The sequence below is a fragment of the Chromobacterium haemolyticum DSM 19808 genome (assembly GCF_000711885.1).
GTDB lineage: Bacteria > Pseudomonadota > Gammaproteobacteria > Burkholderiales > Chromobacteriaceae > Chromobacterium > Chromobacterium haemolyticum.
Genome location: NZ_JONK01000045.1, coordinates 1 through 22,540 on the forward strand (window position 1 = coordinate 1; position 22,540 = coordinate 22,540).

21 protein-coding genes, 3 tRNA genes and 1 riboswitch are annotated in these 22,540 nt (G+C 58.4%); of the genes, 12 read left to right on the forward strand and 12 right to left on the reverse strand.

Annotation, left to right across the window (positions count from 1 at the left end; all coding sequences use genetic code 11):
* Positions 1 to 451: 451 nt before the first annotated feature.
* From BR71_RS18860 to ribB, 4 genes are read right to left on the reverse strand one after another with little or no spacing between them, the layout of a single operon-like run.
* Positions 452 to 1,801 carry a sigma 54-interacting transcriptional regulator gene (locus BR71_RS18860; RefSeq protein ID WP_043641193.1) on the reverse strand — a complete coding sequence of 450 codons (1,350 nt, stop codon included), beginning with the start codon at positions 1,799 to 1,801 and terminating at the stop codon, positions 452 to 454.
* On the reverse strand, positions 1,798 to 2,328 hold the full coding sequence (locus tag BR71_RS18865; protein ID WP_043641195.1) for a hypothetical protein: 531 nt from the start codon (positions 2,326 to 2,328) through the stop codon (positions 1,798 to 1,800). The genes BR71_RS18860 and BR71_RS18865 overlap by 4 nt, the downstream gene beginning before the upstream one ends.
* Positions 2,325 to 3,731, reverse strand: a complete 1,407-nt coding sequence (locus BR71_RS18870; protein ID WP_043641197.1) for an ATP-binding protein — start codon at positions 3,729 to 3,731, stop codon at positions 2,325 to 2,327. The genes BR71_RS18865 and BR71_RS18870 overlap by 4 nt, the downstream gene beginning before the upstream one ends.
* Positions 3,732 to 3,783: 52 nt before the next feature.
* A complete protein-coding gene (ribB, locus tag BR71_RS18875) occupies positions 3,784 to 4,443 on the reverse strand; it encodes a 3,4-dihydroxy-2-butanone-4-phosphate synthase (RefSeq protein WP_156039047.1) in 660 nt (219 codons plus the stop codon).
* A gap of 124 nt (positions 4,444 to 4,567) precedes the next feature.
* A riboswitch (FMN riboswitch) is annotated at positions 4,568 to 4,714 on the reverse strand.
* Positions 4,715 to 4,802: 88 nt separating this feature from the next.
* On the opposite strand from ribB, the gene ruvB reads away from it, so the two are divergent.
* Positions 4,803 to 5,837, forward strand: coding sequence for a Holliday junction branch migration DNA helicase RuvB (gene ruvB, locus BR71_RS18880; protein WP_043641201.1), 1,035 nt, complete (start codon positions 4,803 to 4,805; stop codon positions 5,835 to 5,837).
* A 120-nt stretch (positions 5,838 to 5,957) separates the two neighbouring features.
* Positions 5,958 to 6,365, forward strand: a complete 408-nt coding sequence (locus BR71_RS18885) for a hypothetical protein (protein WP_043641204.1) — start codon at positions 5,958 to 5,960, stop codon at positions 6,363 to 6,365.
* Between the two features lie 47 nt (positions 6,366 to 6,412).
* On the opposite strand, the gene BR71_RS18890 is transcribed toward BR71_RS18885, so the two are convergent.
* The 4 genes from BR71_RS18890 to BR71_RS18905 form a co-directional block, all read right to left on the reverse strand.
* Entirely contained in the window at positions 6,413 to 7,486 is a 1,074-nt protein-coding gene (locus BR71_RS18890) for an ABC transporter substrate-binding protein (RefSeq protein WP_043641206.1), read from the reverse strand.
* A gap of 78 nt (positions 7,487 to 7,564) precedes the next feature.
* Entirely contained in the window at positions 7,565 to 8,683 is a 1,119-nt protein-coding gene (gene proB / locus BR71_RS18895) for a glutamate 5-kinase (RefSeq protein WP_019100517.1), read from the reverse strand.
* 199 nt (positions 8,684 to 8,882) lie between these two features.
* Complete coding sequence (locus BR71_RS18900) at positions 8,883 to 10,385, reverse strand: hypothetical protein (RefSeq protein ID WP_043641233.1); 1,503 nt, start codon at positions 10,383 to 10,385, stop codon at positions 8,883 to 8,885.
* A 101-nt stretch (positions 10,386 to 10,486) separates the two neighbouring features.
* Positions 10,487 to 11,839, reverse strand: a complete 1,353-nt coding sequence (locus BR71_RS18905; protein ID WP_043641210.1) for an adenosylmethionine--8-amino-7-oxononanoate transaminase — start codon at positions 11,837 to 11,839, stop codon at positions 10,487 to 10,489.
* Positions 11,840 to 12,035: 196 nt separating this feature from the next.
* On the opposite strand from BR71_RS18905, the gene BR71_RS23785 reads away from it, so the two are divergent.
* From BR71_RS23785 to BR71_RS18925, 4 genes are all read left to right on the forward strand, one after another.
* Positions 12,036 to 12,455 carry a pilin gene (locus BR71_RS23785; RefSeq protein ID WP_043641212.1) on the forward strand — a complete coding sequence of 140 codons (420 nt, stop codon included), beginning with the start codon at positions 12,036 to 12,038 and terminating at the stop codon, positions 12,453 to 12,455.
* A 12-nt stretch (positions 12,456 to 12,467) separates the two neighbouring features.
* Positions 12,468 to 12,905, forward strand: coding sequence for a pilin (locus tag BR71_RS23790; protein WP_043641214.1), 438 nt, complete (start codon positions 12,468 to 12,470; stop codon positions 12,903 to 12,905).
* A 27-nt stretch (positions 12,906 to 12,932) separates the two neighbouring features.
* Positions 12,933 to 14,780 carry a PglL family O-oligosaccharyltransferase gene (locus BR71_RS18920; protein ID WP_156039049.1) on the forward strand — a complete coding sequence of 616 codons (1,848 nt, stop codon included), beginning with the start codon at positions 12,933 to 12,935 and terminating at the stop codon, positions 14,778 to 14,780.
* A 78-nt stretch (positions 14,781 to 14,858) separates the two neighbouring features.
* On the forward strand, positions 14,859 to 16,643 hold the full coding sequence (locus tag BR71_RS18925) for a PglL family O-oligosaccharyltransferase (RefSeq protein ID WP_043641219.1): 1,785 nt from the start codon (positions 14,859 to 14,861) through the stop codon (positions 16,641 to 16,643).
* 71 nt (positions 16,644 to 16,714) lie between these two features.
* On the opposite strand, the gene rpoH is transcribed toward BR71_RS18925, so the two are convergent.
* From rpoH to ftsY, 4 genes are all read right to left on the reverse strand, one after another.
* Positions 16,715 to 17,578 carry an RNA polymerase sigma factor RpoH gene (gene rpoH, locus BR71_RS18930; RefSeq protein WP_019102027.1) on the reverse strand — a complete coding sequence of 288 codons (864 nt, stop codon included), beginning with the start codon at positions 17,576 to 17,578 and terminating at the stop codon, positions 16,715 to 16,717.
* Positions 17,579 to 17,763: 185 nt separating this feature from the next.
* Positions 17,764 to 18,672: a permease-like cell division protein FtsX gene (gene ftsX, locus BR71_RS18935; protein ID WP_019102028.1), complete on the reverse strand. Its 909-nt coding sequence runs from the start codon at positions 18,670 to 18,672 to the stop codon at positions 17,764 to 17,766.
* Positions 18,669 to 19,322, reverse strand: coding sequence for a cell division ATP-binding protein FtsE (ftsE, locus tag BR71_RS18940; protein ID WP_043592279.1), 654 nt, complete (start codon positions 19,320 to 19,322; stop codon positions 18,669 to 18,671). The genes ftsX and ftsE overlap by 4 nt, the downstream gene beginning before the upstream one ends.
* Before the next feature lie 60 nt (positions 19,323 to 19,382).
* Positions 19,383 to 20,528 (reverse strand): signal recognition particle-docking protein FtsY, encoded by a 1,146-nt coding sequence (gene ftsY / locus BR71_RS18945; RefSeq protein WP_043641222.1) that lies wholly within the window; start codon positions 20,526 to 20,528, stop codon positions 19,383 to 19,385.
* Positions 20,529 to 20,765: 237 nt separating this feature from the next.
* Here ftsY and rsmD point away from each other — a divergent pair, with 237 nt between their 5' ends.
* From rsmD to BR71_RS18975, 6 genes are all read left to right on the forward strand, one after another.
* The gene (rsmD, locus tag BR71_RS18950; RefSeq protein ID WP_043641225.1) at positions 20,766 to 21,323 is read left to right on the forward strand and encodes a 16S rRNA (guanine(966)-N(2))-methyltransferase RsmD; all 558 of its coding nucleotides are present in this window, start codon (positions 20,766 to 20,768) and stop codon (positions 21,321 to 21,323) included.
* A gap of 103 nt (positions 21,324 to 21,426) precedes the next feature.
* A complete protein-coding gene (locus tag BR71_RS18955; protein WP_019100314.1) occupies positions 21,427 to 21,678 on the forward strand; it encodes a YfhL family 4Fe-4S dicluster ferredoxin in 252 nt (83 codons plus the stop codon).
* Positions 21,679 to 21,816: 138 nt separating this feature from the next.
* A tRNA-Tyr gene (locus BR71_RS18960) sits at positions 21,817 to 21,901 on the forward strand.
* 53 nt (positions 21,902 to 21,954) lie between these two features.
* Positions 21,955 to 22,028: transfer RNA gene (locus BR71_RS18965), tRNA-Gly, on the forward strand.
* A gap of 21 nt (positions 22,029 to 22,049) precedes the next feature.
* Positions 22,050 to 22,124 (forward strand) — tRNA-Thr (locus BR71_RS18970).
* 40 nt (positions 22,125 to 22,164) lie between these two features.
* A partial coding sequence (locus tag BR71_RS18975; RefSeq protein WP_043641228.1) for a GTP-binding protein occupies positions 22,165 to 22,540 on the forward strand: 376 nt, incomplete at its 3' end.

Genomic DNA, 22,540 nt, shown 5'->3' on the forward strand with positions numbered 1-22,540 from the left:
TGGGCTTGCTCGGCCGGAGCGCTGGCGTCGCCTTTGGCTGCAGTGGCGCGTTGAGCCTGCTCGGCCGGGGCGCTGGCGTCTTGAGCCGCCCAGCTGGTGCCGGTGAACAGGGAAGTCATCAGAGCAATGGCAAGAGTGGATTTCTTCATGGGATTAACCTTTTTGAGAGAGTGAGTCACATCGCTTGCGCTTGAGTCTGTCGCGCTTCGATCATTTGCGCTCTCCCTATGGCAAAAGGCGTGCCAGCTTTGATTTCTTCTTATTTTTCAGGGTCTTGTGTTTTTTGTGGCTGGAGTTGGCTTGCAGGATGCGGCTATTCTGTCGCTGTTTGGCGACAAGATGGAAGGGGAAAAGGGTAGGGCTTTGATTTCGCTTTGATTTTACCTGTCGCCGATTGGCGACAGGTGTTGGCGGCGTTTCTTTTTTTATCACGCCTGTCGCGTCGCCACGCTTATTCCAGCTTGAAGGCGGCGGGCGTCAGTTCGTGTTTTTGCAGCAAGCGGTAAAACTCGGTGCGGTTGCGGTCAGCCAGTCGCGCGGCGTCGCTGACATTGCCTCCGGTCAGCCGCAGTAAGCGTTCCAGGTAGTCGCGTTCAAATTGTCGCTTGGCTTCCGCCAGCGTTGGGATGGCGCTTTCTTCGCTGGCGACGGCTTTCTGTACTTGCGCCAGCGTCACCAGGGAGCCGGTGGTCAGCACGCAGCATTGTTCTACCACATTGGCCAATTGTCGGATATTGCCCGGCCAAGGCGCGGCGCTCAGGTATTCAAGCGCGTCGGCGGCGAAACCGCTGACGGCTTTCTGATAGCGGGTGGCGATTTTTTCCAGGAAATGAGCTGCCAGCAGAGGGATGTCTTCGCGGCGTTCGGCCAGTGGCGGCAGGCGCAGCGACACCACGTTCAGGCGGTAGAACAAGTCCTCTCGGAAGCTGCCTTCCTGGATCAGCGCTTCCAACTCGCGATGCGTGGCCGATACCAGACGGATATCCACCGGGGTCGCCCGGGTCGCGCCGACCGGACGCACTTCGCGTTCCTGTAGCACGCGCAGCAATTTGACCTGCAGAGGCGGCGGCATGTCGCCGATCTCGTCCAGGAATAGGGTGCCGCCGTCCGCCTGTTGGATCAGGCCGGTCTGGCGCGCGTTGGCGCCGGTGAACGAGCCTTTTTCATGACCGAACAGCTCGCTTTCCAGCAGATTGTCCGGAATCGCTCCGCAGTTGACCGCGATGAAAGGTTGGCCCGCGCGCGGGCTGGCCAGGTGAATGGCTTTGGCCAGCACTTCCTTGCCGGTACCGCTTTCGCCGCGCAGGAGCACGCTGGCGCCGGTGGCTGCGACCATGCGGGCCTCGGCTAGCAGTTCCTCCATCACCGGGCTGCGGCTGACCAGACCAGAGCGCCAGTCGGCCGCGGCTTGGTCGACGGGGCGGCCAGGGCCCGCCAGCGACAAGCCCTGGGCCACCTTGTCCAGCAGTGCCTTGCCGTCGAAGGGTTTGACCAGGTAGCCGAACACGCCGCGGCTGACCGCCTCCACTGCGTCCGGCACCGTGCCGTGGGCGGTCAGTAAAATCACCGGCATCGCAGGGTAGCGCTGGCGGACTTGTTCAAACAGCTCCAAACCGTCCATGCCGGGCAGGCGCCAGTCCGTCAGCAATAAGTCGGCGCGGCGAGCCGCTAGCGCGTTTAGCGCCGCCTCGGCGCTGTTTAGCGCTTCAACCTCGTAGCCGGCGGCGCCGAGCCGCAAGCCGAGCAAGCGCAATAGGTCGGGATCGTCGTCGACCAAGACGATGCGGGCGATGGCGCTCATGGCTGGCCTCCTTTGGTTTTGCTGGGCTTCAGCTGGAGTTCGCGTTCGACTTCGCGCAGGGCGTTGAGCTTGCCGCTTAGATCGTCGTAGCGTTTCTGCAGGTCGCGGTTCTGCGCCTGTTGCCGCTCCAGCGCTTCCGCCAGCTTGCGTCGCTCTTGAAACTGTTGGAGCTGCAGCCGCGCAAGACCTAGGCTGGCCGGGTCCAGGTTGTCGGTCTTGGCGAGCAGGCTCTCCAACTGAGTCAGGATTTTTTGCGTATCGGCTCGGTTCTCCGCCGTTTGCGCTTGTTGGAGCAGAGACAGCAAGCGGCTGCTGCCGCAGCTTTCCCGCCCGGTCAGGGACAGTGCCTGGATTTCCCGCGTCTGGTTCAGCAGCAGCAGGACTTGATTGGCGTCCGGGCAACGGATGATGGGCGCGGCCGGCGCGGTGGCCGGCTGACGCTGATGAGCGCAGGCGCTCAGGACCAGCAGGCTGCAAAGCCAGAGCAGCCGTCGTGTGTTGAGGGTCAAAAGGCAAAGTGTCTTCATGTCTTATTCTCCGGTTCCGGCCACTGAAGGCGGAAGCAGGCGCCGTTCTGGGGCGTGGGTTCCAGCGTTAGTTCGCCTCGCATCAATTGGGCGAAACCGCGCGCCATCGCCAGGCCCAGCCCGGTGCCGGGCAATTCGTCCGGCGGCGGCGAACCGCTCCAGAACGGCTCGAAAATCTTTTCTCGATAGGCTTCCGGCACGCCGGGGCCTTGATCGCTGATTTCCAGCCAGACGCCGCCGCCATCGCGGCCGTGGCGGATGTTCAAGGCGCTGCCGGCGGGGCTGTGGCGAATGGCGTTGATTAATAGGTTGTCCAGAATGGTCTCTACTTTAGAGCGGTCGCCGTTGACCCGCTCCGCGTCGCCCTGGACTTCGGCGGCGAGACGTTTGGCTTGCAGTAGAGGACGACAGACCTGCAACCGTTCCGTAATCAGCGCCGGCAGATCGAAGGTTTCCACGGTTAGCGTCTCGGACAGCCATTGGCCGGCATCATAGCGCAATAAGGCTTCCACGCGTTGGCGCAGGGTCTGCGCATTGTTTTGCAGGATGGCTACGATTTCCTGTTGTTGGGCGGATAGCCGTCCTATCACTTCTTCACGCAATAGCGCGGCGGCCTCATGGATGGCGGCCAGCGGGGTTTTCAGCTCATGAGAGGCCTGACGGAAGAAACGGCCTTTCTGTTCTTCCAGCGCCGCCAGCCGGCGGTCCAGTTGGGTCAGCTCGCGGGCCAGTCGCTGCAGGTCGGCGGGGCCGGACTGGCGCCAGTCCTGCAGCCGCGCGCCATCGCTCATCCGCGCGATCTTGGCTTGCAGCTTGCGTAGCGGCCAACTGATCAACAAGGTCATCGCCAGCGCCAGCGCCAGCGCGGAGGCTAGCGACAACCAGGCCAGACGGTCGGCGGTGCGGCGCATCTCGGTGATCGAATCCTGCCATTGACGCTGGCTCTGTTCCAGTTGGCGGTTGATCAACTGGCCCTGCGCCGTCAGGTGCAGGTCCAGCTGGCGGAACAAACGGTCGCGTTGCGCGCCTGCGGGCGCGGGCAGGGCCTGGAGCTGCGGCTGGATCGCCAGAATGGCCCGGGCGCTTAGCGTCAACTCGTCGTCGTCGCGTTGCAACTTGCGTTGCGCCAGTTCGATCTCCTGCCAGGCGCTGGCGGCGGTTTTGGCCAGCGCGCGGTCTTTCAGGATCTGGGCCTGGCGGGTAGCGCGTTCGAATTGAATGGATTGTTCGCGCGATACGCGGTTGGCGTCCAGCCACTCCTTGGCTTGTTCCTGATGCGAGCGCAGCGTGGAGGCGGCGTGTCCCAACTCGTTGCGCAGCTGGATCAGCACAGCCGAGGGCACGACGGCGACGATCAGAAAGCTGGCCAGCAGCAGGCTGCGGAAAGAAATGAAACGAAGCATGATGGGGTCGGCGGCGTCGCCGCGGGCGTTAGCCCGCGGCTAAGGGCAAAGATCAAGCAGACAGCGGGGAGGCGGCTAAGTTCTGTGTGGAAATCCATTCGGCCAGCTCAGCCACGCTCAAAATGGGCAGCGCGTGCCGCCGCGCGTAATCCGCGATTTGTGGGCCGCGCATCATGCTGCCGTCCGGGTTCATCAGCTCGCACAACACGCCGGCGGGTTGGAAGCCGGCCAGCCGCGCTAGCTCCACAGCGGCCTCGGTGTGGCCGCGGCGGCTCTGCACGCCGCCTTCTGCAGCCACCAGCGGAAAGACATGGCCGGGACTGACCACGTCCCCTGCCTGCGCTTGCGGGTGGACGGCTGCCTGAATAGTACGCACCCGGTCGGCGGCGGATACGCCGGTGGATACGCCCTGCGCGGCTTCGATGCTGACGGTGAAGGCGGTGCCGTAGCGGCTGCCGTTGCGTTGGGTCATCGCAGGCAATTGCAGCCGTGCGGCGTGCTCGGCGGTCAGGCACAGACAGACGATGCCGCTGCAATCGCGGATCAGACGCGCCATCTCGGTTTCGCTCAGCGTATCGGCGGCTAGAATCAGGTCGGCTTCGTCTTCGCGGTCGTGGTCGTCTGGAACGATGACAGGCAAGCCGCGGCGCAAGGCGCTCAGCGCCGTTTCGACGCGTTGGGACAAGGTGTCGGGATGTGTGGCGATACTCATGGAAACGGTCCTCGGGTCGTTTGAGAAACAGGTTCCAGGGCGTGAAAGGGCCGGCGCAAGCCAACCCGCGCGCGCAGGCGCGCAGCGAACACGCCGCGGGCGCGCGTAGCGCGGCAGGCGGCTATGTTGTCTTCTCTCATCCGGACTATTACCGTCGGCTCTGGCCTGTCACCAGATCTGCTGACCTTCCGCCGGGAAGCGGAAGCGCTCGCGGGCTCGATCTTGCGATCATACCGCCGGTGGGGAATTGCACCCCGCCCTGAAGACGTTGCGTTGGCTCGCCGCGATGGGCGGGCCAGCGGCGATTATAGCGCGGTGGTAAGATTGGGCATTCGTTTTTTTGGCCGGCGGCTGACACCATGATTGAAACCGACAACCTGTACGGCGGCGCGCCCGAGCCCCGCATCGTCACCCAGCAAAGCCTGTCCAGCCAGGAGGAGGCGCTGGAGCGCGCTTTGCGGCCCAAACTGTTGGACGAGTACGTTGGTCAGAAAAAAGCGCGCGAACAGCTGGAAATCTTCATCGAGGCGGCCAAGCGCCGCAGCGAAGCGCTGGACCACGTGCTGCTGTTCGGCCCGCCTGGGCTGGGCAAGACTACCTTGGCGCATATCGTGGCCCGCGAAATGGGCGTCAATCTGCGGCAGACCTCCGGACCTGTGTTGGAGCGGGCCGGGGATTTGGCGGCGCTGCTGACTAATCTGGAGCCGCACGATGTGCTGTTCATCGATGAGATTCACCGGCTGAGCCCCGTGGTGGAGGAAATCCTTTATCCGGCCTTGGAGGATTATCAGATCGACATCATGATAGGCGAGGGGCCAGCGGCGCGTTCAGTCAAGATCGATCTGCCGCCGTTTACTCTGGTGGGCGCCACTACCCGTGCCGGCATGCTCACCAATCCGCTGCGCGACCGCTTTGGCATCGTCGCGCGGCTGGAGTTTTACAACGCTGAGGAACTGACCCGCATCGTCAACCGTTCCGCTGGCTTGTTGAACGTCAAACTGGCCGACGACGGCGCGTTCGAAGTGGCGCGCCGCAGCCGCGGCACGCCGCGCATCGCCAACCGGCTGCTGCGCCGGGTGCGTGATTACGCCGAAGTCCGGGCCGACGGCGTGGTCAGCTCCCAGGTGGCGGACGCCGCGCTGGCGATGCTGGACGTGGACCCGGCCGGCCTGGACGTGATGGACCGCAAGCTGCTGCAAGCCATTTTGGAGAAGTTCTCCGGCGGGCCGGTGGGCTTGGACAATGTCGCGGCAGCCATCGGCGAGTCCACCGACACCATCGAGGACGTGATCGAACCCTTCCTGATCCAGCAAGGCTATCTGCAGCGCACACCGCGCGGTCGGATGGCGACGGCGCTGGCTTATCAGCACTTTGGCTTGCCGTTGAGAGATTGACGCGCAGAGCCCCGGCCTTGTCGCTTGTGAGCATCCGCATGGCCATCCGCTGATCGCCTGCGCCGGCGCGCAGGCGTACAATTCTGACTTTCACGCATTCCGCTGCGGCGGGGGATGATTATGTTTTACGCTTTGTTCGGCCTGACCTTGGCGGTGGCGATCGCCACTTCGATATTCACCGCGCGGTTTTTCGATCCGGCGGTCAACAAGATTCTAGCGCGGGTCCTGGGGCGTGATTTGACGGACGCCTGGCGCAAGTACATCTTCTTCGCCATCGTGGTCACCGGCGTTTCCGGCGGGGTGCGGCAGTGGTCGCTGGAGAAGTACTTGCCGCCGGCCGCGGGCAAGGGCAGCACCGTGATGGAGCTGACCGGCGAACGATGGTTGCTGGAGTTGTTCAACACTTTCATCGATACGCTGCGCTCGATTGCTTGGGTTATGTTGTTGTTCTTCCTGTGCGCAATGCTGGCCTATGTAATCATGAAGGCGGTGGAGATGCGTAAAGGAGAGCGGCCTCCCGAAGAATGAAAAAATCCCGACCGTGGTCGGGATTTTTCGTTGAAACGGGGCCTGGCTCAGCGGCCGATCTTGATCTGCGACCACAGGCGGTTCAAATCGCGGCGGGATTTCACGTCCAGATCTTTCAGCGCCACGTACTTGCCCTTGGCCGGCTCCAGCATGATCACCGGATTGGCCTTGATCTGCGGTTTGAAGAACGCCTCGGCCGCTTTGACCGGGTTGGTCGCGCCGATCTGATTGGAGATTTCGGCGGCGTTCTTGCCATCCAGCATGAAGTTGATGAAGCGGTGCGCTAAGTCCGGCCGCGGAGCATCCTTCAGAATCACCATATTGTCCACCGCCAGGATATTGCCTTCCTTCTGTGGCTGGTAGCTCAGTTTGAACGGTCGTTTGGCGTGCTGCGCGTCCTGTTGCGCTTGGAACAAATCGTTGGAATAGCCGTGGGCCACCCAGATATTGCCTACGGTCAGTTCCTTGATGTAGCTCTGGTTGTTGAAGGCGGCCCAGTAGGGCTTGGCCTTGCGGATCACTTCGGCAGCGGCTTTCCAATCGGCGGGATGGGTGGAATTGGCATCCTTGCCCAGATAGAGCAGGGCGGCGGACATCAGCTCGCGCTGCGAGTCCAGTACGGTGACCCGGCCCTTGATTTTTGCCAGCACCGCCGGGTCGAAGATCAAGGCCCAGCTGTTGGCCTGCGGCAACACGCCGGCTTTTTGCAACTGGGTTTCGTTGTAGCCGAGCAAGGTCAGCGACACAACGGTGGGCGCTGCCACCTTGTTGCCGGCATCGAACGGCGCGTTCAGCTTCAGGTAGCCTGAATTGAGGTTCTTCCAGTTGGGCAACTGCGCCTTGTTCAGCGGCTGGGTTTTGCCCTGCTTGATCAGAGTGCTGACGGCGAAGGCGGTGGGGAAGACCATATCGTAGCCTTTGGCGCCGGCGGCCAGCTTGGCCAGCATCTCCTCATTGTCCCCGTAATAGTCCTGCACCAGCCGGCATTTGCACGATTGTTCAAAACGCTTGGCGGTATCTGCGGATAAGGCGTTGTTCCAGTTATAGATATGGAGTACGTCCTCGGCCATTGCCGAGCCCCAGGTCAGAGCCAGAAGCGCCGAAAGGGCCAGCTTTTTCATACGCGTGAATCCTTTAGTTCAAAGAATGGAATGGAAAAACGAAGACGTAGCGGAGGCGTCGAGGCGCTGCCGCATTTGTTATAAAGCGACCATATTGTCGCGATGGATCAGTTCCGGTTCGATCATATAGCCGAGTGCGGCTTCAATCTCCCGGGTGGGCTTCTGCATGATGGTGCGCGCTTCGCTGGAGCTGTAGTTGACCAGGCCGCGCGCGACTTCCTTGCCTTCTTGATCGACGCAGGCCACCGCCTCGCCGCGGAGAAAATCGCCTTCCACCGCGCAAACGCCGATGGGCAACAAACTGGTGCCGCGCTCCCGCACCGCCTGCGCCGCGCCGGCGTCCAGAACCAGGCGTCCGGATAATTTCAAATGATCGGCCAACCATTGCTTGCGCGCCGCCATGCGGTTGGTGGGCGGCAGCAACTGGGTGCCTATGCCCTCGCCGTCCGCCAAGCGCGACAGCACCTGATGCTCGCGGCCGCAGGCGATCACGGTGGCCGCGCCGCTGCGCGCCGCGCGCTTGGCGGCGAGAATCTTGGTGATCATGCCGCCGGTGCCCACGCTGGAGCCGGCGCCGCCGGCCATTTCTTCCAATCGTGGCTCGCCGGCAATGGCTTCATGGATGAATTCCGCGTCGGGGTGTTTGCGAGGGTCCGCGCTGTACAGGCCTTGCTGATCAGTGAGAATGATCAGCGCGTCGGCCTCGATCAGATTGGTGACCAGCGCGCCCAGGGTGTCGTTGTCGCCGAAGCGAATTTCATCGGTGACCACGGTGTCGTTTTCATTGATGATGGGCACCGCGTTCAGGTTCAACAGGCTCGTCAACGTGGAGCGGGCGTTCAGATAGCGGGTGCGGTCAGCCAAGTCCTCATGGGTCAGCAGGATTTGCGCGGTCTGCAAGCCAAAGCCGCGAAAGGCGGTTTCATACGCCTGGCACAGGCCCATCTGGCCCACTGCGGCGGCGGCCTGCAATTCATGCACGCCCTTGGGGCGCACGGTCCAGCCCAGTCGTTGGCAGCCTTCGGCAATCGCGCCGCTGGAAACCAGCACCACCTGTTTGCCGCGCCGTTTCAATTCGGCGATTTCCGCCGCCCAGCGATTGAGCGCCGCCATATCCAGGCCCTTGCCGTCATTGGTGACGAGACTGGAGCCGACTTTGACCACAATCCGGTCCGCGGCGTGAATAACCGAGCGCATCCAAAACTCCATGAGTCAAAACGATAGATGCGGGGGAGTTTACCCGAAAAAGAGCATGCCGGACCGTCTCCGGCGGGACGGAGATCCGATGGCGGCAAAGCGGCGCCATCATGGTGTCGGCAGCCTGTTGATTACACGGGCTTTGATGTGGACCGCGCAATTCGGCAGGGTCCGCGGCAAGATAAAAGCTTGATCTGAGTCAGAAATGCTCGCTATCGCGGTATTCCATGATTTGGAACAGAGGAGTCTGCGTGTGCAAACGCGATACCCGGATCAGGCTTTCCCCTTCGCCATCATGTAGGCGGAATTCGCGTAACTGGCTATACGGGCGTCCAGCCATCAACAGCAGTCTGGGCATTCCCGCTGGCGTGGACAGCAGCAAGGCGAACTGAAAGTGATCGCCGGGATGCGTAATGCTGGGCATGGCCAGCGCGGGCTGGGGCGGCCCGCCGATAAATTCCACCCCGCATTCGATTTCCCGCCCATCCGAGCGAAGCGCAACCCAGCGGGCGATGCCGAGCTTAGCGTTCTCCGGCTGATTTGGCGGGGTGACCAGCAGCAGTTCCCCTGCTCGTAGGGATTGATCTCGCGGTTGGCCGTGCAGCAGCAAGCCGGTATCGCTCTGATTGGATATGGCCAGTAAGCAAGGCGGCGGCGGCGGCCGGTGGCGAGGCGTGTCCTCTTCAGTGGAGATGCCGGGCAACTGCCAGCTCAGATCGTTGCGGTGGAACCAGATGCCAGGCAGTGCCGCGACGATTTCGATGATGGTTTGAGTCTTGAGCCGCGGATGACGGCGACGTTTGGGCTGATGCCATTCTTCCACCAGCAAGGATAGCAACTGCAATTCGTCTACCATCAGGCCTTGCTGGCGATTATTCTGCGCTTTTTGCAGTGCCTCTCGGCTTTTCTCCAGGATGTCTCTGAGCGGCTCCAGGTCTAGCAGAAAGCAGCCAGGGCCCAATTTGCTTGCGGAAATCGGCAGAAAGCGCGGCGGAGAGTCGATTTGTTGATCCACCAGATAGCCATGCACTGGCTGGGTCAAGGCCTCCACCGGAATCAGTTGGGCCTTGGCTGCTAGATCGAAGATCAGCTGTCGCGATAAGGCTTGCTCGGTGGGGGCGAGGCGGTTACTGGGGGTCAGCCCCATCAATAGAATCTGCAAGTAGATGGTATGGATGGAGTCATCGTTGGCCAGACCTTTGTCTTGCCAGCCGTGGCCGCTGGCGAAGACATGCAACTGGTGGCAGTCGTACCAAAAGTCCGGGGTGATCGGACTATAGCATTGCTGGCTGATGCTCAGTAGCTGGCGCGCCGCCATCATGGTGTAGGCCATCAGCTCGATTTTAGGGTGCTCGCGATCAAGCAGACCGCGTTTGGCAAGGCGGTCGTGCAGAGTCTGTTTGAAAGTGATGAAAATCAGAGCGAACAGCTCGACGCTCAGCAAGGCCAGCTGGCGTACCTTTGGCGTCCCTAAACTGTCGTGTTGGCGAATCTCGTTTTCCAGCAGCGGGTAATAGCGATCCACCGCTTTCAGATACAACTTCAGGAGCTTGTGGCGCAAATGGCTGTCCAGTGGAACTCGGGACAGGTTTTGCATGGACTGGCTCAATAAGCGTCCGCATTCGGGCAGATCGGTGAAAGGCAGCCGCTCCAGCCATGCCGCCACACTATCCGGTTGAGTATCTATCAGCAGAGGATCCATAGTTTGTTCTGGCAGGGTGGGCGGCGGCATGCAAGGCGATTCACAATGTAAATTGTGCCGTTTCCATGCTATGGGCACTCACCCCACCATGGCAAGGCGGATCATGGCAAAGCGATGCTTTGGCCGTCGGCGGTGTTGGATGCGCGCGCCAGTTCCTCCAGAGTGGCTTCGGTGGCGGCGATCAGAAAGGCCATCTCCTCATCGGTGATCGTATAGGGGGGCATGAAATACACGGTGTTGCCGATGGGGCGCAACAGGCAACTTCGGCGCAGCATCGCGGCAAAACAGGCTTGGGCGAAGTCGGCGCGGGAAGTGTCGACCTCGAAAGCCCAGATCATGCCCTTGTGGCGGAAGTTCCTGACGTCCGGGCGAGCTTGCAAGCCCGCCATCATCGTATTGAAACGCTGGGCTTTAGCGGCATTAACGGCCAGGACATCCTCCTCCGCGAAGATATCCAGAACCGACAGCGCCGCGGCGCATGCCAGCGCATTGCCGGTATAGCTGTGTGAATGCAAGAAACCGCGAGTGACATCATCGTGGTAGAAGGCCTGATAAATCGGGCTGCTGGTCAACACGCAGGAAAGCGGCAGGAAACCGCCGGTGATGCCTTTGGACAGACAGAGGAAGTCCGGCATGATGTCGGCTTGCTGGTAGGCGAACAGGCTGCCGGTCCGGCCAAAGCCGACGGCGATTTCATCCGCGATCAAGTGTACTTGGTATTGGTCGCACAGTCGGCGTAGCTCGCTCAGATAGAGCGGGTCGTATATCGCCATCCCGGCCGCGCCCTGCACCAAGGGCTCCACGATGACCGCAGCGACTTCTCCCGCATGCTTGGAGAGCTGGTTTTCCAGCGCCTGGGCCGCTCTGTGTGCGACATCAGCAGCGCTTTCGCCAGGCAGTGCGCGGCGAGCGTCAGGTGACGGTGCGCGCAGGCCTGGCCTCAGCAAGCCGGCGTAGGTGCTGGAAAACAAGGGAACATCGGTGACGGCCAGGGCGCCCACGGTTTCACCGTGATAACTGTTTTCAAGGCTGATAAAGCGGGTTTTGCCGGCTTGCCCTTGGTTGCGCCAATAGTGAAAGCTCATCTTGAGCGCAATTTCCGTGGCGCTCGCGCCGTCGGACCCATAAAACACATGGGCCAAGCCGGTGAGCGTGGCCAGACGCTCCGACAACTCCACTACGGGCTGATGCGTAAAACCAGCCAGCATCACGTGCTCCAGCGTGTCGAGCTGATGCTTGATCGCCTGCTTGATACGCGGATGACCATGGCCAAATAAATTGACCCACCAGGAACTGACCCCGTCCAGATAGCGCTTGCCGTCGAAGTCGCTCAACCATACGCCGTCCGCGCTGGCGATGGGGACGATGGGCAAAGCCTCGTGACGCTTCATCTGTGTACAAGGGTGCCAGACGGTGTTGAAGCTGCGCTGCAGCCAGGTTTGGTTATCGCTCATCTCTGTTCTATGTATTCAAATCAAGAGTTTGATGCTATCACAGGGAGGGAGAAGGCTGCGGACTGCCCAAAAACGTCACATTCCTACCTGCTGCGCTATTTATGGCTAGCGGAATTAGTAGGAAAGAGAGTGGGGAAGGGGCTGGCATACTTTCTGCATGAACCGCTCTCTATAAAACAAGCCCTGGAGTCGAGTGATGAGGAAGGAGGCTGGTTTTACTTTGATTGAACTAATGATTGTTGTCGCTATTATCGGCATTTTGGCTGCGATTGCGATCCCAGCGTACCAGAACTATGTGATTCGAGCCAAAGTGGCGGAAGGCTTGACCTATGCGGATCAGGCCAAAACCTCGGTCTCAGAATACTATCTGGCTGGCAATACTTGGCCAAGCACTAATGCTAGCGCGGGTTTGCCGAATACTTTGGCAGGAAATTATGTCAGTAATGTGCAGGTTGGAATCAGTAGTGGAGTGAGCACTGTGACTGTGTTGTTTAATAGCAGTGTGGTCTCAGGCCTGACTGTGATCTTTACCCCTGTAGCTAGTGGTGGTACTGTTGCTTGGTCGTGCTCAACCGGTGCGGCTTATGCTCAATATGTGCCTTCGTCTTGTCATTAAATGGAGCATGTAATGCAAAAATCCCAACAAGGTTTTACTCTTATCGAACTGATGATAGTGGTAGCTATCATTGGTATTCTGGCCGCAATTGCCATTCCCGCGTATCAGGATTACACAAAGCGGGCCAGGGTTTCAGAAGGCTTAAGTTTGGCTTCTGCAGCAAAAACAGCAGTTGCTGAATTTTATGCCTCAAATGGCTCTTTTCCGGGATCTAATACATCTGCTGGTCTGCAGGCAACGATCAGTGGTAACTCGGTAACCAATGTGCAAGTTGGTACGAGCGGTGTAATTACGGTTACCTATAGCACCACATTGATTGATGCTAACAAGAATCAATTGACACTGACCCCTGTTGCATCAGGTGGTTCGATTACTTGGACGTGCGGAGCTTCCGGTACTAGTGCACTTAGCCCTCAATGGCTTCCAGCTAACTGCCGTGCCGGCAACTGATACTAAAAAAACTTGCATCAAAGGGGGGTGCCATTCGGCACCCTTTTTGCTATGGATAAAAACATAAAATTGCTTTCATTTTTTTTGACAGCATTGGCGATCTCTTTACCGTTCATGAGCTGGTTGCGTTATGCGCCACTGCCTGATTGGGTGTCAGATGCTTCTGCATTTGCATTGCTTGGTTTGGCCATGCTCTGCTTATGTTTTTTAAAATTGGAAAAAGTATACGTTTCCTGGCTTGAATTGGTTTTGTTAGTTGTTGCTATAGTGATGTTGCAATCAGTTTTCTATAGTCAGCTTGCTATTGTTTTTGTTGGTTTGGTTTTGTTTGTTGTGTTGCTGCGGAGCTGTTTGAAGTCGTCTGATATTAATTCTTTGATTGAGGTGCTAGCTAAGGTTGTTGTTGTATTCGCGCTGCTGCAATCTTTTGTTGGTATTTTTCAGGCGTTAAGGATGGGTCAGTATTTTTATGGGCTTATTGTTTATAGTCCAAGCTCTTTAGAGGTGGTTGGAAATGTTGCGCAGCGGAATCAGTATGCGCATTTCCTTTTTTGGGGGGTTCTGTCAGCTTGTTATTTGTATGCGATAGGTCGCATGCGATACAGATTCGTTTTACTTTTTTTGCTGCCAGTGATTTTGGCAATTTCTTGGTCTGGAGCTCGTTTGCCCTTGGCTTATATGTTGTTGACCTTGATGTTGGTGTGGTACTGGTATCGAAGCTTGGCGGATGATGGAAAAGGCCGTAGTGAGGTAAAGTCGTTTGCTTGGGCTGTAGTGGGGGCGGCGCTATTGATGTTTTGCTTTCAACTTTTGAATAGCGAGATTATGCTGCTACTAAGTAAAGTAGGCCTCCCTATTAATGTTGTTAGCGGCTCAGATCGTATCATGGATGGTGGCTTGGGGGCACGGAGGCGGATTGAGTGGACAAAAGCGTGGCTGGTTTTTATGGGGCATCCATGGTTTGGCGTTGGATGGGGAGGGTTTGCTGCAGAGACGGTAAAGATGGAATGGCTTTCCGGTTTGCCTAAACAACCAGAGAGCTCGCTTTTTACTCATAGTCATAACCTGTTTTTCCAGTTGCTGGCTGAGACCGGTTTATTTGGGACTGTTCCTGTAGCGTTGGGTTTATGTCATCTGTTTTTTAGATTGTTGAAGAAGGTGAAGAAGCATAAAGAAAGTCTTTGGTTGTGTTGTGTTTTTGTGGTGATTTTAGTGCATAGCATGTTTGAGTATCCCATGTGGTATATGCCTTTTTTAATTATGTTTATTTTGATTTGTGCTTTGGTGAAAGGTGGTGAGTGGAGTGTTTCGCTTCGCCCTAGGTTTGTGAAAGGATTGTCATTTTTATTTGGAGTGGGTTTTTTGTTATATTTTCTAGTGGGATTAAATTCTTTTTGGACGATTGTTCAATATAGTGCTCCGTCATTAAATGAAAAAGATAATGTTGTTCGATTGGAGGGTCTGTCAAATATTGGAAGGAATCCATTCTGGGCAAGAGATGTGGATATGGCATTGGCTAATTATATGGTGCCTACAAGTGAACAACTGGATATAAAACTTGCTCATTTTGAAATGCTGGCCCGTTACCGTCCATACCCTAATGTGCTACTCAAGTTGGCGATATTGCGGGCTCTGGGTGGCGACGAGGTGGGGGCGAATAAATCATTAAAGATGGCAATCGCTAATTATCCAGACTATGTGAATGGTTTTGTAGGTATGTTAGCCTCTCAAAATAGTCCCCAAGTTGTCCCTCTGAGACAGCTGGCTATGGTTGCTGCTCAAGCCTACGCCCAACACCCTCCTCATAGTGAGGCCGCGCAGTTGGCTGCAGTGATGACCGTGACCGCCCCCGTTACACGCAAACCGCTGTTTTGACCGCCACCAGGATACGGTTTGTTTGAGCGCGTGCTTGCGGTATCCTGCGTCCTCCATCTAGCAAACGACAGCCGTAATATGAGCGCTCAAAGATTTTCCACATACGTGGCGATGCTGGCTCTATGCCTCATCGCCATCCTGCCTTTCGCCTCGCGCATTCACTATGTGCCGTTGCCGCAGTGGTTTGGCGAAATCAATGTGGTCTGGCTGCTGCTGGCGGCGGCGGTTTTCTTGTTGCCCAGCGGGGGATTGTTCCGGCGCATGCCGCGCAGCGCCTGGTGGTGTCTGGGCATGGGGCTGCTCTGGGCAGGGCAGCCGTTTTGGGTGGATGCGCTGTTCCCAGGGATGAATTACGCCACCGCCTTGGCCTGGCTGGCTGCCGCTTTGCTTGCGGCTGTCACCGTGTCTTTGCGCGAGGAAATGGGGGAGCGGCCGTTTGCGGTTTGGTTGGCTTGGGCCTTGATCATTGGCGGCTTGGTGCAGGCGGCGATAGGCGTGGCTCAGCTGACGGGTTACGCCGCGGAGCTGGGCTTGTTCTACGATGGCTCTCACCCCACCAGCAATATCTTTGGTCATATCGGCCAACGCAATCAATACGCACATTATTTGATGTGGTCGGTGGTGGCTGGGGTGTACTTGTATGCAGCTGACCGGCTGCCACGCTGGGGCTTGGCTATTCTCGTGCTTGGCCTGGCTTTGATGCTGGGGTGGGCGGGTTCGCGCACCATTCTGTTGTACCTGGTGGCCCTGTCCGGGCTGGCGGCGCTCTGGCATTGGCGCATCGGCAGTGCGGAATCACGCCGGATGCTGTGGGCGATGTGGCTGTCTTGTCTGGTAGTGTTGGCGATGCAGTTCGCCCTGCCTTGGTTCAATCAGTTGATTTCCTGGCTGACGCATGAAAACTTGCAAAACACTTCCGGTCTCGCCCGCTTGGCGGCGAACGGCGATGATATGGGGTCGCGGCGCTTCGCTGAAATGCATAAAGCATGGCTGAGCTTCCAGTCGCATCCGCTGACGGGGGTGGGTTGGTCGCAGTTTGCCGCGGAGAGTGTGCGTTTGCAGCCGCTGCCGCAATTTGCCGCATCCGGTTTCAACAGCGGTTTGTTTACCAACTCCCATAACCTGATCCTGCAATTGCTGGCCGAGATGGGGGGCGTGGCCACTTTGCTGGTCGTCGGCGGCTTTGTCTGGGTGCTGTGGCCGTTCTTTGGTCGTCGCGCCACCCTGGAAGGGGTGTTGGCCTTGGGCTGCTTGGCGGTGACCCTGACGCACAGCATGCTCGAGTATCCGCTGTGGTATTACTACTTCTTGGCGATGCTGGTGATCTTCGCCGCTATGGCGCCGCGGGGTGATCGTCAGCTGGCTTGGCCGCTGCGTCTGCCATTGTTCGCGGCGCTGGTTTGGGTGGGTTGGCTGTCAATCAGTAGTCTGTCGATGTTCTGGGAGCTGGTGGGCCTTTATACGCCGACTAATGATGCCAAGCGCGATGCTGCGAGAATGGAGCGGCTGATCGAGATCGCCGACACTAAACCGCTATTCGCCTACCACGCGCTTTACACCGTGGATGACTACTTGAAAGTGGGGCCGGAGCAGCTAGAGCGTAAATTGGCGCTGGAGAACCGGCTAACCGCATTCCGTCCCTATCCGGAAGTGATGTTGAAACGCGCGCAGCTAGAGGTGTTGGCCGGAAAACAAGCTAAGGCGGAGCAGACCCTGCGGACGACGCTGGCCTCTTTTCCGACTTACGCCGGTGTGTTCCTGAATACCCTGGATGACGATAGGGCGGAATGGGAACCTCTGCGCGTGGTGGCTCGCGCAGCTTACGCCAAGTTGCCGGCCAAGTACCAGGCCATGCCCGAATAAGCGCCTTCGATGATAGGACACAAAAAAACCACAGGCCTTGGCCTGTGGTTTTTTATTGAGTGGGGAAGGGTTCAGCCTTCGATCACCACGCCCTGACTGAGCGCGGTCTTCATCTTGCCCAGTGCCTTGGCCTCAATCTGACGGATACGCTCAGCGGATACGCCGAATTCGGCTGCCAGCTCATGCAGCGTGGAGCCGCTGTCGTCGGCTAGCCAGCGCGCTTCAACGATGCGGCGGCTGCGCGGGTCCAGAGTGGCCAAGGCCTGCTGCAGGCCTTCGGTCTGCAGATGGTCGAACGCGCGGCGTTCAAGCTCGCGGGTTGGCTCATTGTGATGGTCCGCCAGCCAGTCGATCGGCGCGTAGCCGTCGTCGTCATTGTCGTCAGCCAGCAAGGCGACGTCCTGGCCGCTCATACGGGTTTCCATTTCGCGGACTTCTTCCGGCTTGACGCCTAGATCGGCTGCGATTTGGCGGGCCTCGTTTTCCGACAGCGCGGAGAAACTGCTCTTCATGCTGCGCAAATTAAAGAACAACTTACGCTGAGGCTTGGTGGTGGCAATGCGCACCAAGCGCCAGTTGCGTAGGATGAATTCGTGAATCTCGGCCTTGATCCAGTGCACGGCAAAAGAGAACAGGCGCACGCCGCGATCGGGTTCGAAGCGCTTGACGGCCTTCATCAGGCCAATATTGCCTTCTTGAATCAAGTCGGCTTGCGGCAAACCGTAACCGGAGTAGCCGCGGGAAATTGATACCACCACGCGCAGGTGCGAGAGCACCAGCTGGCGCGCGGCTTCCAGGTCGTTTTGCTCCTGAAAGCGCGTTGCAAGCTCGTTTTCCTGCTCAGGCGTCAGCATGGGTACGCTGTTAACAGCTTGGATGTATTGCTCCAGGCTGCCGCTGGTGGACGGGACGGGCAAAGCAAATGTTGTGGTCATCTGTATAACTACCTCCTTGGGTAGTGATATGTTAGCACTCGTATATGGAGAGTGCTAGCAATGAAAGGTTCCAGCGTCAATGATTTTTCCTATCGGCTCGATAGTAACGCAGCCGATGCGCCGACGCTGTCTGCTCTGATTAACAGTTGTTGCGCCGCTTACATGAGCTGGCAAGCGGCCGCGTTTCATTTGGGTTCTATCTTGCGTAGATGATGGTCGGAAGCGAGGCGGGCGCCTAGCATCGCCAGTAGGGCGGAGACGGCGACGGCGACGGCCAGTTCGACCGGGCTCAGATTGCGCAGCTCCACCCGTTCGCCGTACAACTGGGCGAATTCGCGAATCGCCGGGTTGGCGACCGAGGTCAACCAGCCTGTCAGCGCCCAAGCGGCCAAGCCAGCCAGGATGCCTTGCCACATCGCGTGGTACATGAAAGGGCGGCGGATGAAACTGTCCGGCGCGCCTATCAATTTAGAGACCTCGATTTCGTCCTGCCGCGCCAGGATCTGCATGCGGATTGCGTTATTGGTCACCAGAACCAGCGCCAGTCCCAAGGCGATGCCCATGAACCAGGTCAGATGCTTGCCCATTTCCACCATGCCGTACAGGCGCTTTGCCCAGTCTGCGTCGAACTGCGCTTGTTCCACCATGGGCAGGCCGGACAGTTCCTTTTGCAGCATCTCCAGTTCGCGGGGCTCCAGCGCCTTGGGCGTGACGACGAAGGCGTCCGGCAGCGGGTTGCTGTCCAGGCCATCGGCCAAACCCGGCAGGCCGTTGCGTTTCTCCATGTCCGCCAGCGCCTTGTTCTTGCTGACGAAGCTGTAGCTCTTGACCTTGGGGTGATGGGTTAAGGTGGAAGTGACCGCGGCGAGATCCGCTTCTTCCGACGATTGCTCCATGAACAAGGTGATTTGCGGCGTGGCGCTCAAGCGGCCCACCCAGTCCTGCACGCTGCTGACGGTCAAATAAAGCGAGAGCGGCAAGGCCAGTGCCAGCGACAGCATCAACAAGGTCAAAAAGCTGCCGAAAGGTTGGCGCAAAATTTTGATCAGCGCTTGCTTGGCGCTTTGCCAGTTCAGATAGAGATAATGTTTCATGCGGCAAATTGTCCTTCCCGCAGGCGAATGATTCGGCGGCCGTAGTCTTCCATCAGGGTTTCATCGTGAGCGGAGATGAGCACCGTGACGCCCACCTGGTGGAAGGATTTGAACAATTCCATGATGTCCAGCGCATAAGCGCGATCCAGGTTGGCCGAGGGTTCGTCGGCCAGCAGGATGCTCGGGCGGTGCACCACGGCTCGGGCGATGCACAGGCGCTGTTGTTCGCCGCCTGACAGACGGATCGGCATGCTCTTTTCCTTGCCGAGCAAACCAACCTTGTCCAGCGCTGCGCGCACGCGCTTGGCGGCGTCGCGGCGGTCAAAGCCGATAATGTCCAAGGGCAGCATCACATTGTCGAACACACTGCGATCGAACAGGATCTTGTGATCCTGAAAGACAAGGCCGATGTGTTGGCGCACGTAGGGAATCTGGCTGGAGCGCAGCTTGGACAGATTCTGGCCGTTGACCACCACGCCGCCCGCAGTGGCGCGCTCTATGCCGGCGATGAGCTTGAGCAAGGTGGATTTGCCTGCGCCGGAGTGGCCGGCGAGAAAGACCATCTCACCGGTATCAATGTTGAAAGACAGGTTTTTCAGAGCTTCGTTGCCACCTGGGTAGCGCTTGGTGACCTGGTCGAACTGGATCATTATTCTGTTCCCGCGTTAGCTGGTGACGGCAAGAGTGAGAGCTTGCAATGGCTGATGCGTTCAGTCGAACAGCGCGTCGATGTAGTCCTTGGCCTTGAACGGCCGCAGGTCGTCTATGCTTTCGCCCACGCCGACAAAGCGCAGCGGAACGGGGCGTTGCTTGGCGATGGCCGCGATTACGCCGCCCTTGGCGGTGCCGTCCAGCTTGCTCAGGATTAGCCCGGTCAGGCCGAGGGCGTCGTCAAAAGTCTTGACCTGAGTGATGGCGTTCTGGCCGATATTGGCGTCCAGAACCAGGATGATTTCATGCGGCGCGTCCGGCAAAGCCTTTTGGATTACCCGCTTCACCTTCTTGATCTCTTCCATGAGGTGCAGTTGGGTGGGCAGGCGGCCCGCGGTGTCTGCCAGCACGATGTCGATGCCGCGGGCGACCGCGGCTTGAATCGCGTCGTAGCAAACGGCGGCGGAGTCGCCCCCTTGTTGGGCGATCACGGTGACGTTGTTGCGCTCGCCCCAGGCCATCAGCTGTTCGCGCGCGGCGGCGCGGAAGGTGTCACCGGCAGCCAACAACACGCTCTTGCCCTGGCTTTGATAGTACTTGGCCAGCTTGCCTATCGATGTAGTCTTGCCGGCGCCGTTGACGCCGGCCATCATGATGACGAAGGGCTTCTTGCCGTTAACGTCCAGCGGTTTTTCCAGTGGCGAGATCAAATCGCTGAGCGACCCTTTCAATGCGTCTTTCAGTTCAGAAGCATCCTTCAGCCCTTTCAGCGAAACACGCTCGCGCACGTCGTCGAGCAGGTGCTGCGTGGCGTCCACCCCCATGTCGGCGGTGAGCAGAACGGTTTCCAGTTCCTCGTACAACTCTTCGTCGATCTTGCCGCCGCCAAACAGACCAGCCAGGGATTTCCCCAGCTTGTCGCGGGTTTTTGAGAGGCCGGCTTTTAGCCGTTCCGCCCAGCTCATTTTTTTCAGAGAAACCTGAGGGGGCTCGGGCGGCGTATCGGCGCGCGTCGAGGCTGGGACGGCTTCGGCGGGTGCTGCCGAGGAGTGCTGCTGCTCGGGCGTGCGTGTTTCCGGTTGTTGGATGGCAGGAGCGGCCACTTCGGGCGGGGTGATGGTTTGAGCGTCGGCAGCAGGCTCCGTTTGGACTGTTGTCGGGGGCGTGGGCTCGGACTGGGGTTTTCTTTTGAAGAAGCTAAACATGCGTTAAGGCCGGCAGAATTCGGTAAATGGCTAAATTGTATCCTCAAATGGAGATGCGTACCCAATTGTTGCAGCGCAGAGGCGGGTGGGGCTATGGGATCGTTGAAATCTATATATAAGGAATAGATGGTTTTTTGTGGCGCGAGGTGCGACAGATAGTGGCCGGTTTGCGCGACAATGAGGCGCGATGACGCGGATCGGGTTACACTCAGCCCCTTGTTTTTTGAGCTTGGAATTATGAGTCAGTCGCGTAACACGGTCAGAATCATAGGTGGCGAGTATCGGCGCCGACTATTGCCGTTTCCCGACGCTCAGGGTTTGCGGCCAACGCCGGACCGTGTGCGGGAAACCTTGTTCAATTGGTTGGGCCAGCAACTGTACGGCAAATCCTGTCTGGATCTCTTTGCCGGCAGCGGGGCGCTGGGCTTCGAGGCGGCTTCTCGCGAAGCGCGTCGAGTGGTGATGGTGGAGAAGTCCCGCACGGTGGCCGAGTCCCTAAAGGCCAACCGGCAATTGTTGTCGGCTGCTAGCATCGATGTGGCGCAGTTCGACGCCTTGGCGTATCTGAAGGCCTGCCGGGAGCGTTTTGACCTCGTTTTCGTCGACCCGCCGTTTGACTCCGATTTGCTGGCCCAGGTTTTGCCTATGCTGGCTCAAGTGATGAGCGAGGACGGTCTGGCATATATCGAGAGCCGCCGCTGGCCCGAGGAATTGCCGGGCTGGGAGGTGCTGAAGCGGGCCAAGGCCGGTCAGGTGCATTACGGTTTGTTGCGCCGGGCGGTGGAGCCAGGCTGAGCGGTTTGTTCGCCGCGCTCTCATAAATATATAACAGGGCGAACTTGCGAGCCCGACTGTCGGGTGACAGAATTCATGCTGTGGAATACTTGAGGAATTTACTATGTCTTTGATGATTACCGACGAATGCATCAACTGCGACGTCTGTGAGCCGGAGTGCCCCAATAACGCGATTTCCCAGGGTGAGGAAATCTATCAAATCGACCCCAATCTGTGCACCCAGTGCGTTGGCCACTACGACGAACCGCAATGCCAGCAGGTCTGTCCGGTCGATTGCATCCCCCTGGATCCGTCTCACGAGGAGACGCAGGAGGCGTTGCATCAGAAGTATCTGCGGATTTCTGGGCAGGCGTGAACTGCTAAGCTTTTGAATTTATTGAAAGCGCCCCAGGCTTGCCGGGGCGCTTTGCTTTTGCCAGCAAAATAATTGGAAAAAAATGCAAAAACCGGTTGACGGCCATCGGGGCTATCTATAATATTCGGGTCTCTTTCAGGAGGGATTCCCGAGCGGTCAAAGGGATCAGACTGTAAATCTGACGGCTCAGCCTTCGAAGGTTCGAATCCTTCTCCCTCCACCAGAATTTAGCGTCTTGGCGTGTGCGACGAAAGTTGCTCGAGGTTGTTGTTGCAGGCGGGTGTAGCTCAATGGTAGAGCAGAAGCCTTCCAAGCTTACGACGAGGGTTCGATTCCCTTCACCCGCTCCAAGCGTGTAGCCTGTTTGAAGGGCCCATGTAGCTCAGGGGTAGAGCACTCCCTTGGTAAGGGAGAGGTCGGCAGTTCAATTCTGCCCATGGGCACCACCATTTACTTTGTGTTGTTTCGTATCCAGGAAATTTTGCCATGGCTAAGGAAAAGTTCGAGCGGACTAAACCGCACGTAAACGTCGGCACCATCGGTCACGTGGACCATGGTAAAACCACTCTGACCGCTGCTATCACCACTATTCTGTCGAAGAAGTTCGGTGGCGAAGCCAAAGACTACTCCCAGATCGACAGCGCGCCGGAAGAGAAGGCTCGCGGTATTACCATTAATACCGCTCACGTAGAATACGAAACCGAGTCCCGTCACTACGCTCACGTAGACTGCCCGGGCCACGCCGACTACGTTAAGAACATGATTACCGGTGCTGCCCAGATGGACGGCGCTATCCTGGTGTGCTCGGCCGCTGACGGTCCGATGCCGCAAACCCGCGAACACATCCTGCTGTCCCGTCAGG

Coding starts and splice junctions, on each gene's coding strand:
- BR71_RS18860 (WP_043641193.1), bottom strand. CDS start 1,801: ATGAGCGCCATCGCCCGCATCGTCTTGGTCGACGACGATCCCGACCTA.
- BR71_RS18865 (WP_043641195.1), bottom strand. CDS start 2,328: ATGAAGACACTTTGCCTTTTGACCCTCAACACACGACGGCTGCTCTGG.
- BR71_RS18870 (WP_043641197.1), bottom strand. CDS start 3,731: ATGCTTCGTTTCATTTCTTTCCGCAGCCTGCTGCTGGCCAGCTTTCTG.
- ribB (WP_156039047.1), bottom strand. CDS start 4,443: ATGAGTATCGCCACACATCCCGACACCTTGTCCCAACGCGTCGAAACG.
- ruvB (WP_043641201.1), top strand. CDS start 4,803: ATGATTGAAACCGACAACCTGTACGGCGGCGCGCCCGAGCCCCGCATC.
- BR71_RS18885 (WP_043641204.1), top strand. CDS start 5,958: ATGTTTTACGCTTTGTTCGGCCTGACCTTGGCGGTGGCGATCGCCACT.
- BR71_RS18890 (WP_043641206.1), bottom strand. CDS start 7,486: ATGAAAAAGCTGGCCCTTTCGGCGCTTCTGGCTCTGACCTGGGGCTCG.
- proB (WP_019100517.1), bottom strand. CDS start 8,683: ATGCGCTCGGTTATTCACGCCGCGGACCGGATTGTGGTCAAAGTCGGC.
- BR71_RS18900 (WP_043641233.1), bottom strand. CDS start 10,385: ATGGATCCTCTGCTGATAGATACTCAACCGGATAGTGTGGCGGCATGG.
- BR71_RS18905 (WP_043641210.1), bottom strand. CDS start 11,839: ATGAGCGATAACCAAACCTGGCTGCAGCGCAGCTTCAACACCGTCTGG.
- BR71_RS23785 (WP_043641212.1), top strand. CDS start 12,036: ATGAGGAAGGAGGCTGGTTTTACTTTGATTGAACTAATGATTGTTGTC.
- BR71_RS23790 (WP_043641214.1), top strand. CDS start 12,468: ATGCAAAAATCCCAACAAGGTTTTACTCTTATCGAACTGATGATAGTG.
- BR71_RS18925 (WP_043641219.1), top strand. CDS start 14,859: ATGAGCGCTCAAAGATTTTCCACATACGTGGCGATGCTGGCTCTATGC.
- rpoH (WP_019102027.1), bottom strand. CDS start 17,578: ATGACCACAACATTTGCTTTGCCCGTCCCGTCCACCAGCGGCAGCCTG.
- ftsX (WP_019102028.1), bottom strand. CDS start 18,672: ATGAAACATTATCTCTATCTGAACTGGCAAAGCGCCAAGCAAGCGCTG.
- ftsE (WP_043592279.1), bottom strand. CDS start 19,322: ATGATCCAGTTCGACCAGGTCACCAAGCGCTACCCAGGTGGCAACGAA.
- ftsY (WP_043641222.1), bottom strand. CDS start 20,528: ATGTTTAGCTTCTTCAAAAGAAAACCCCAGTCCGAGCCCACGCCCCCG.
- rsmD (WP_043641225.1), top strand. CDS start 20,766: ATGAGTCAGTCGCGTAACACGGTCAGAATCATAGGTGGCGAGTATCGG.
- BR71_RS18955 (WP_019100314.1), top strand. CDS start 21,427: ATGTCTTTGATGATTACCGACGAATGCATCAACTGCGACGTCTGTGAG.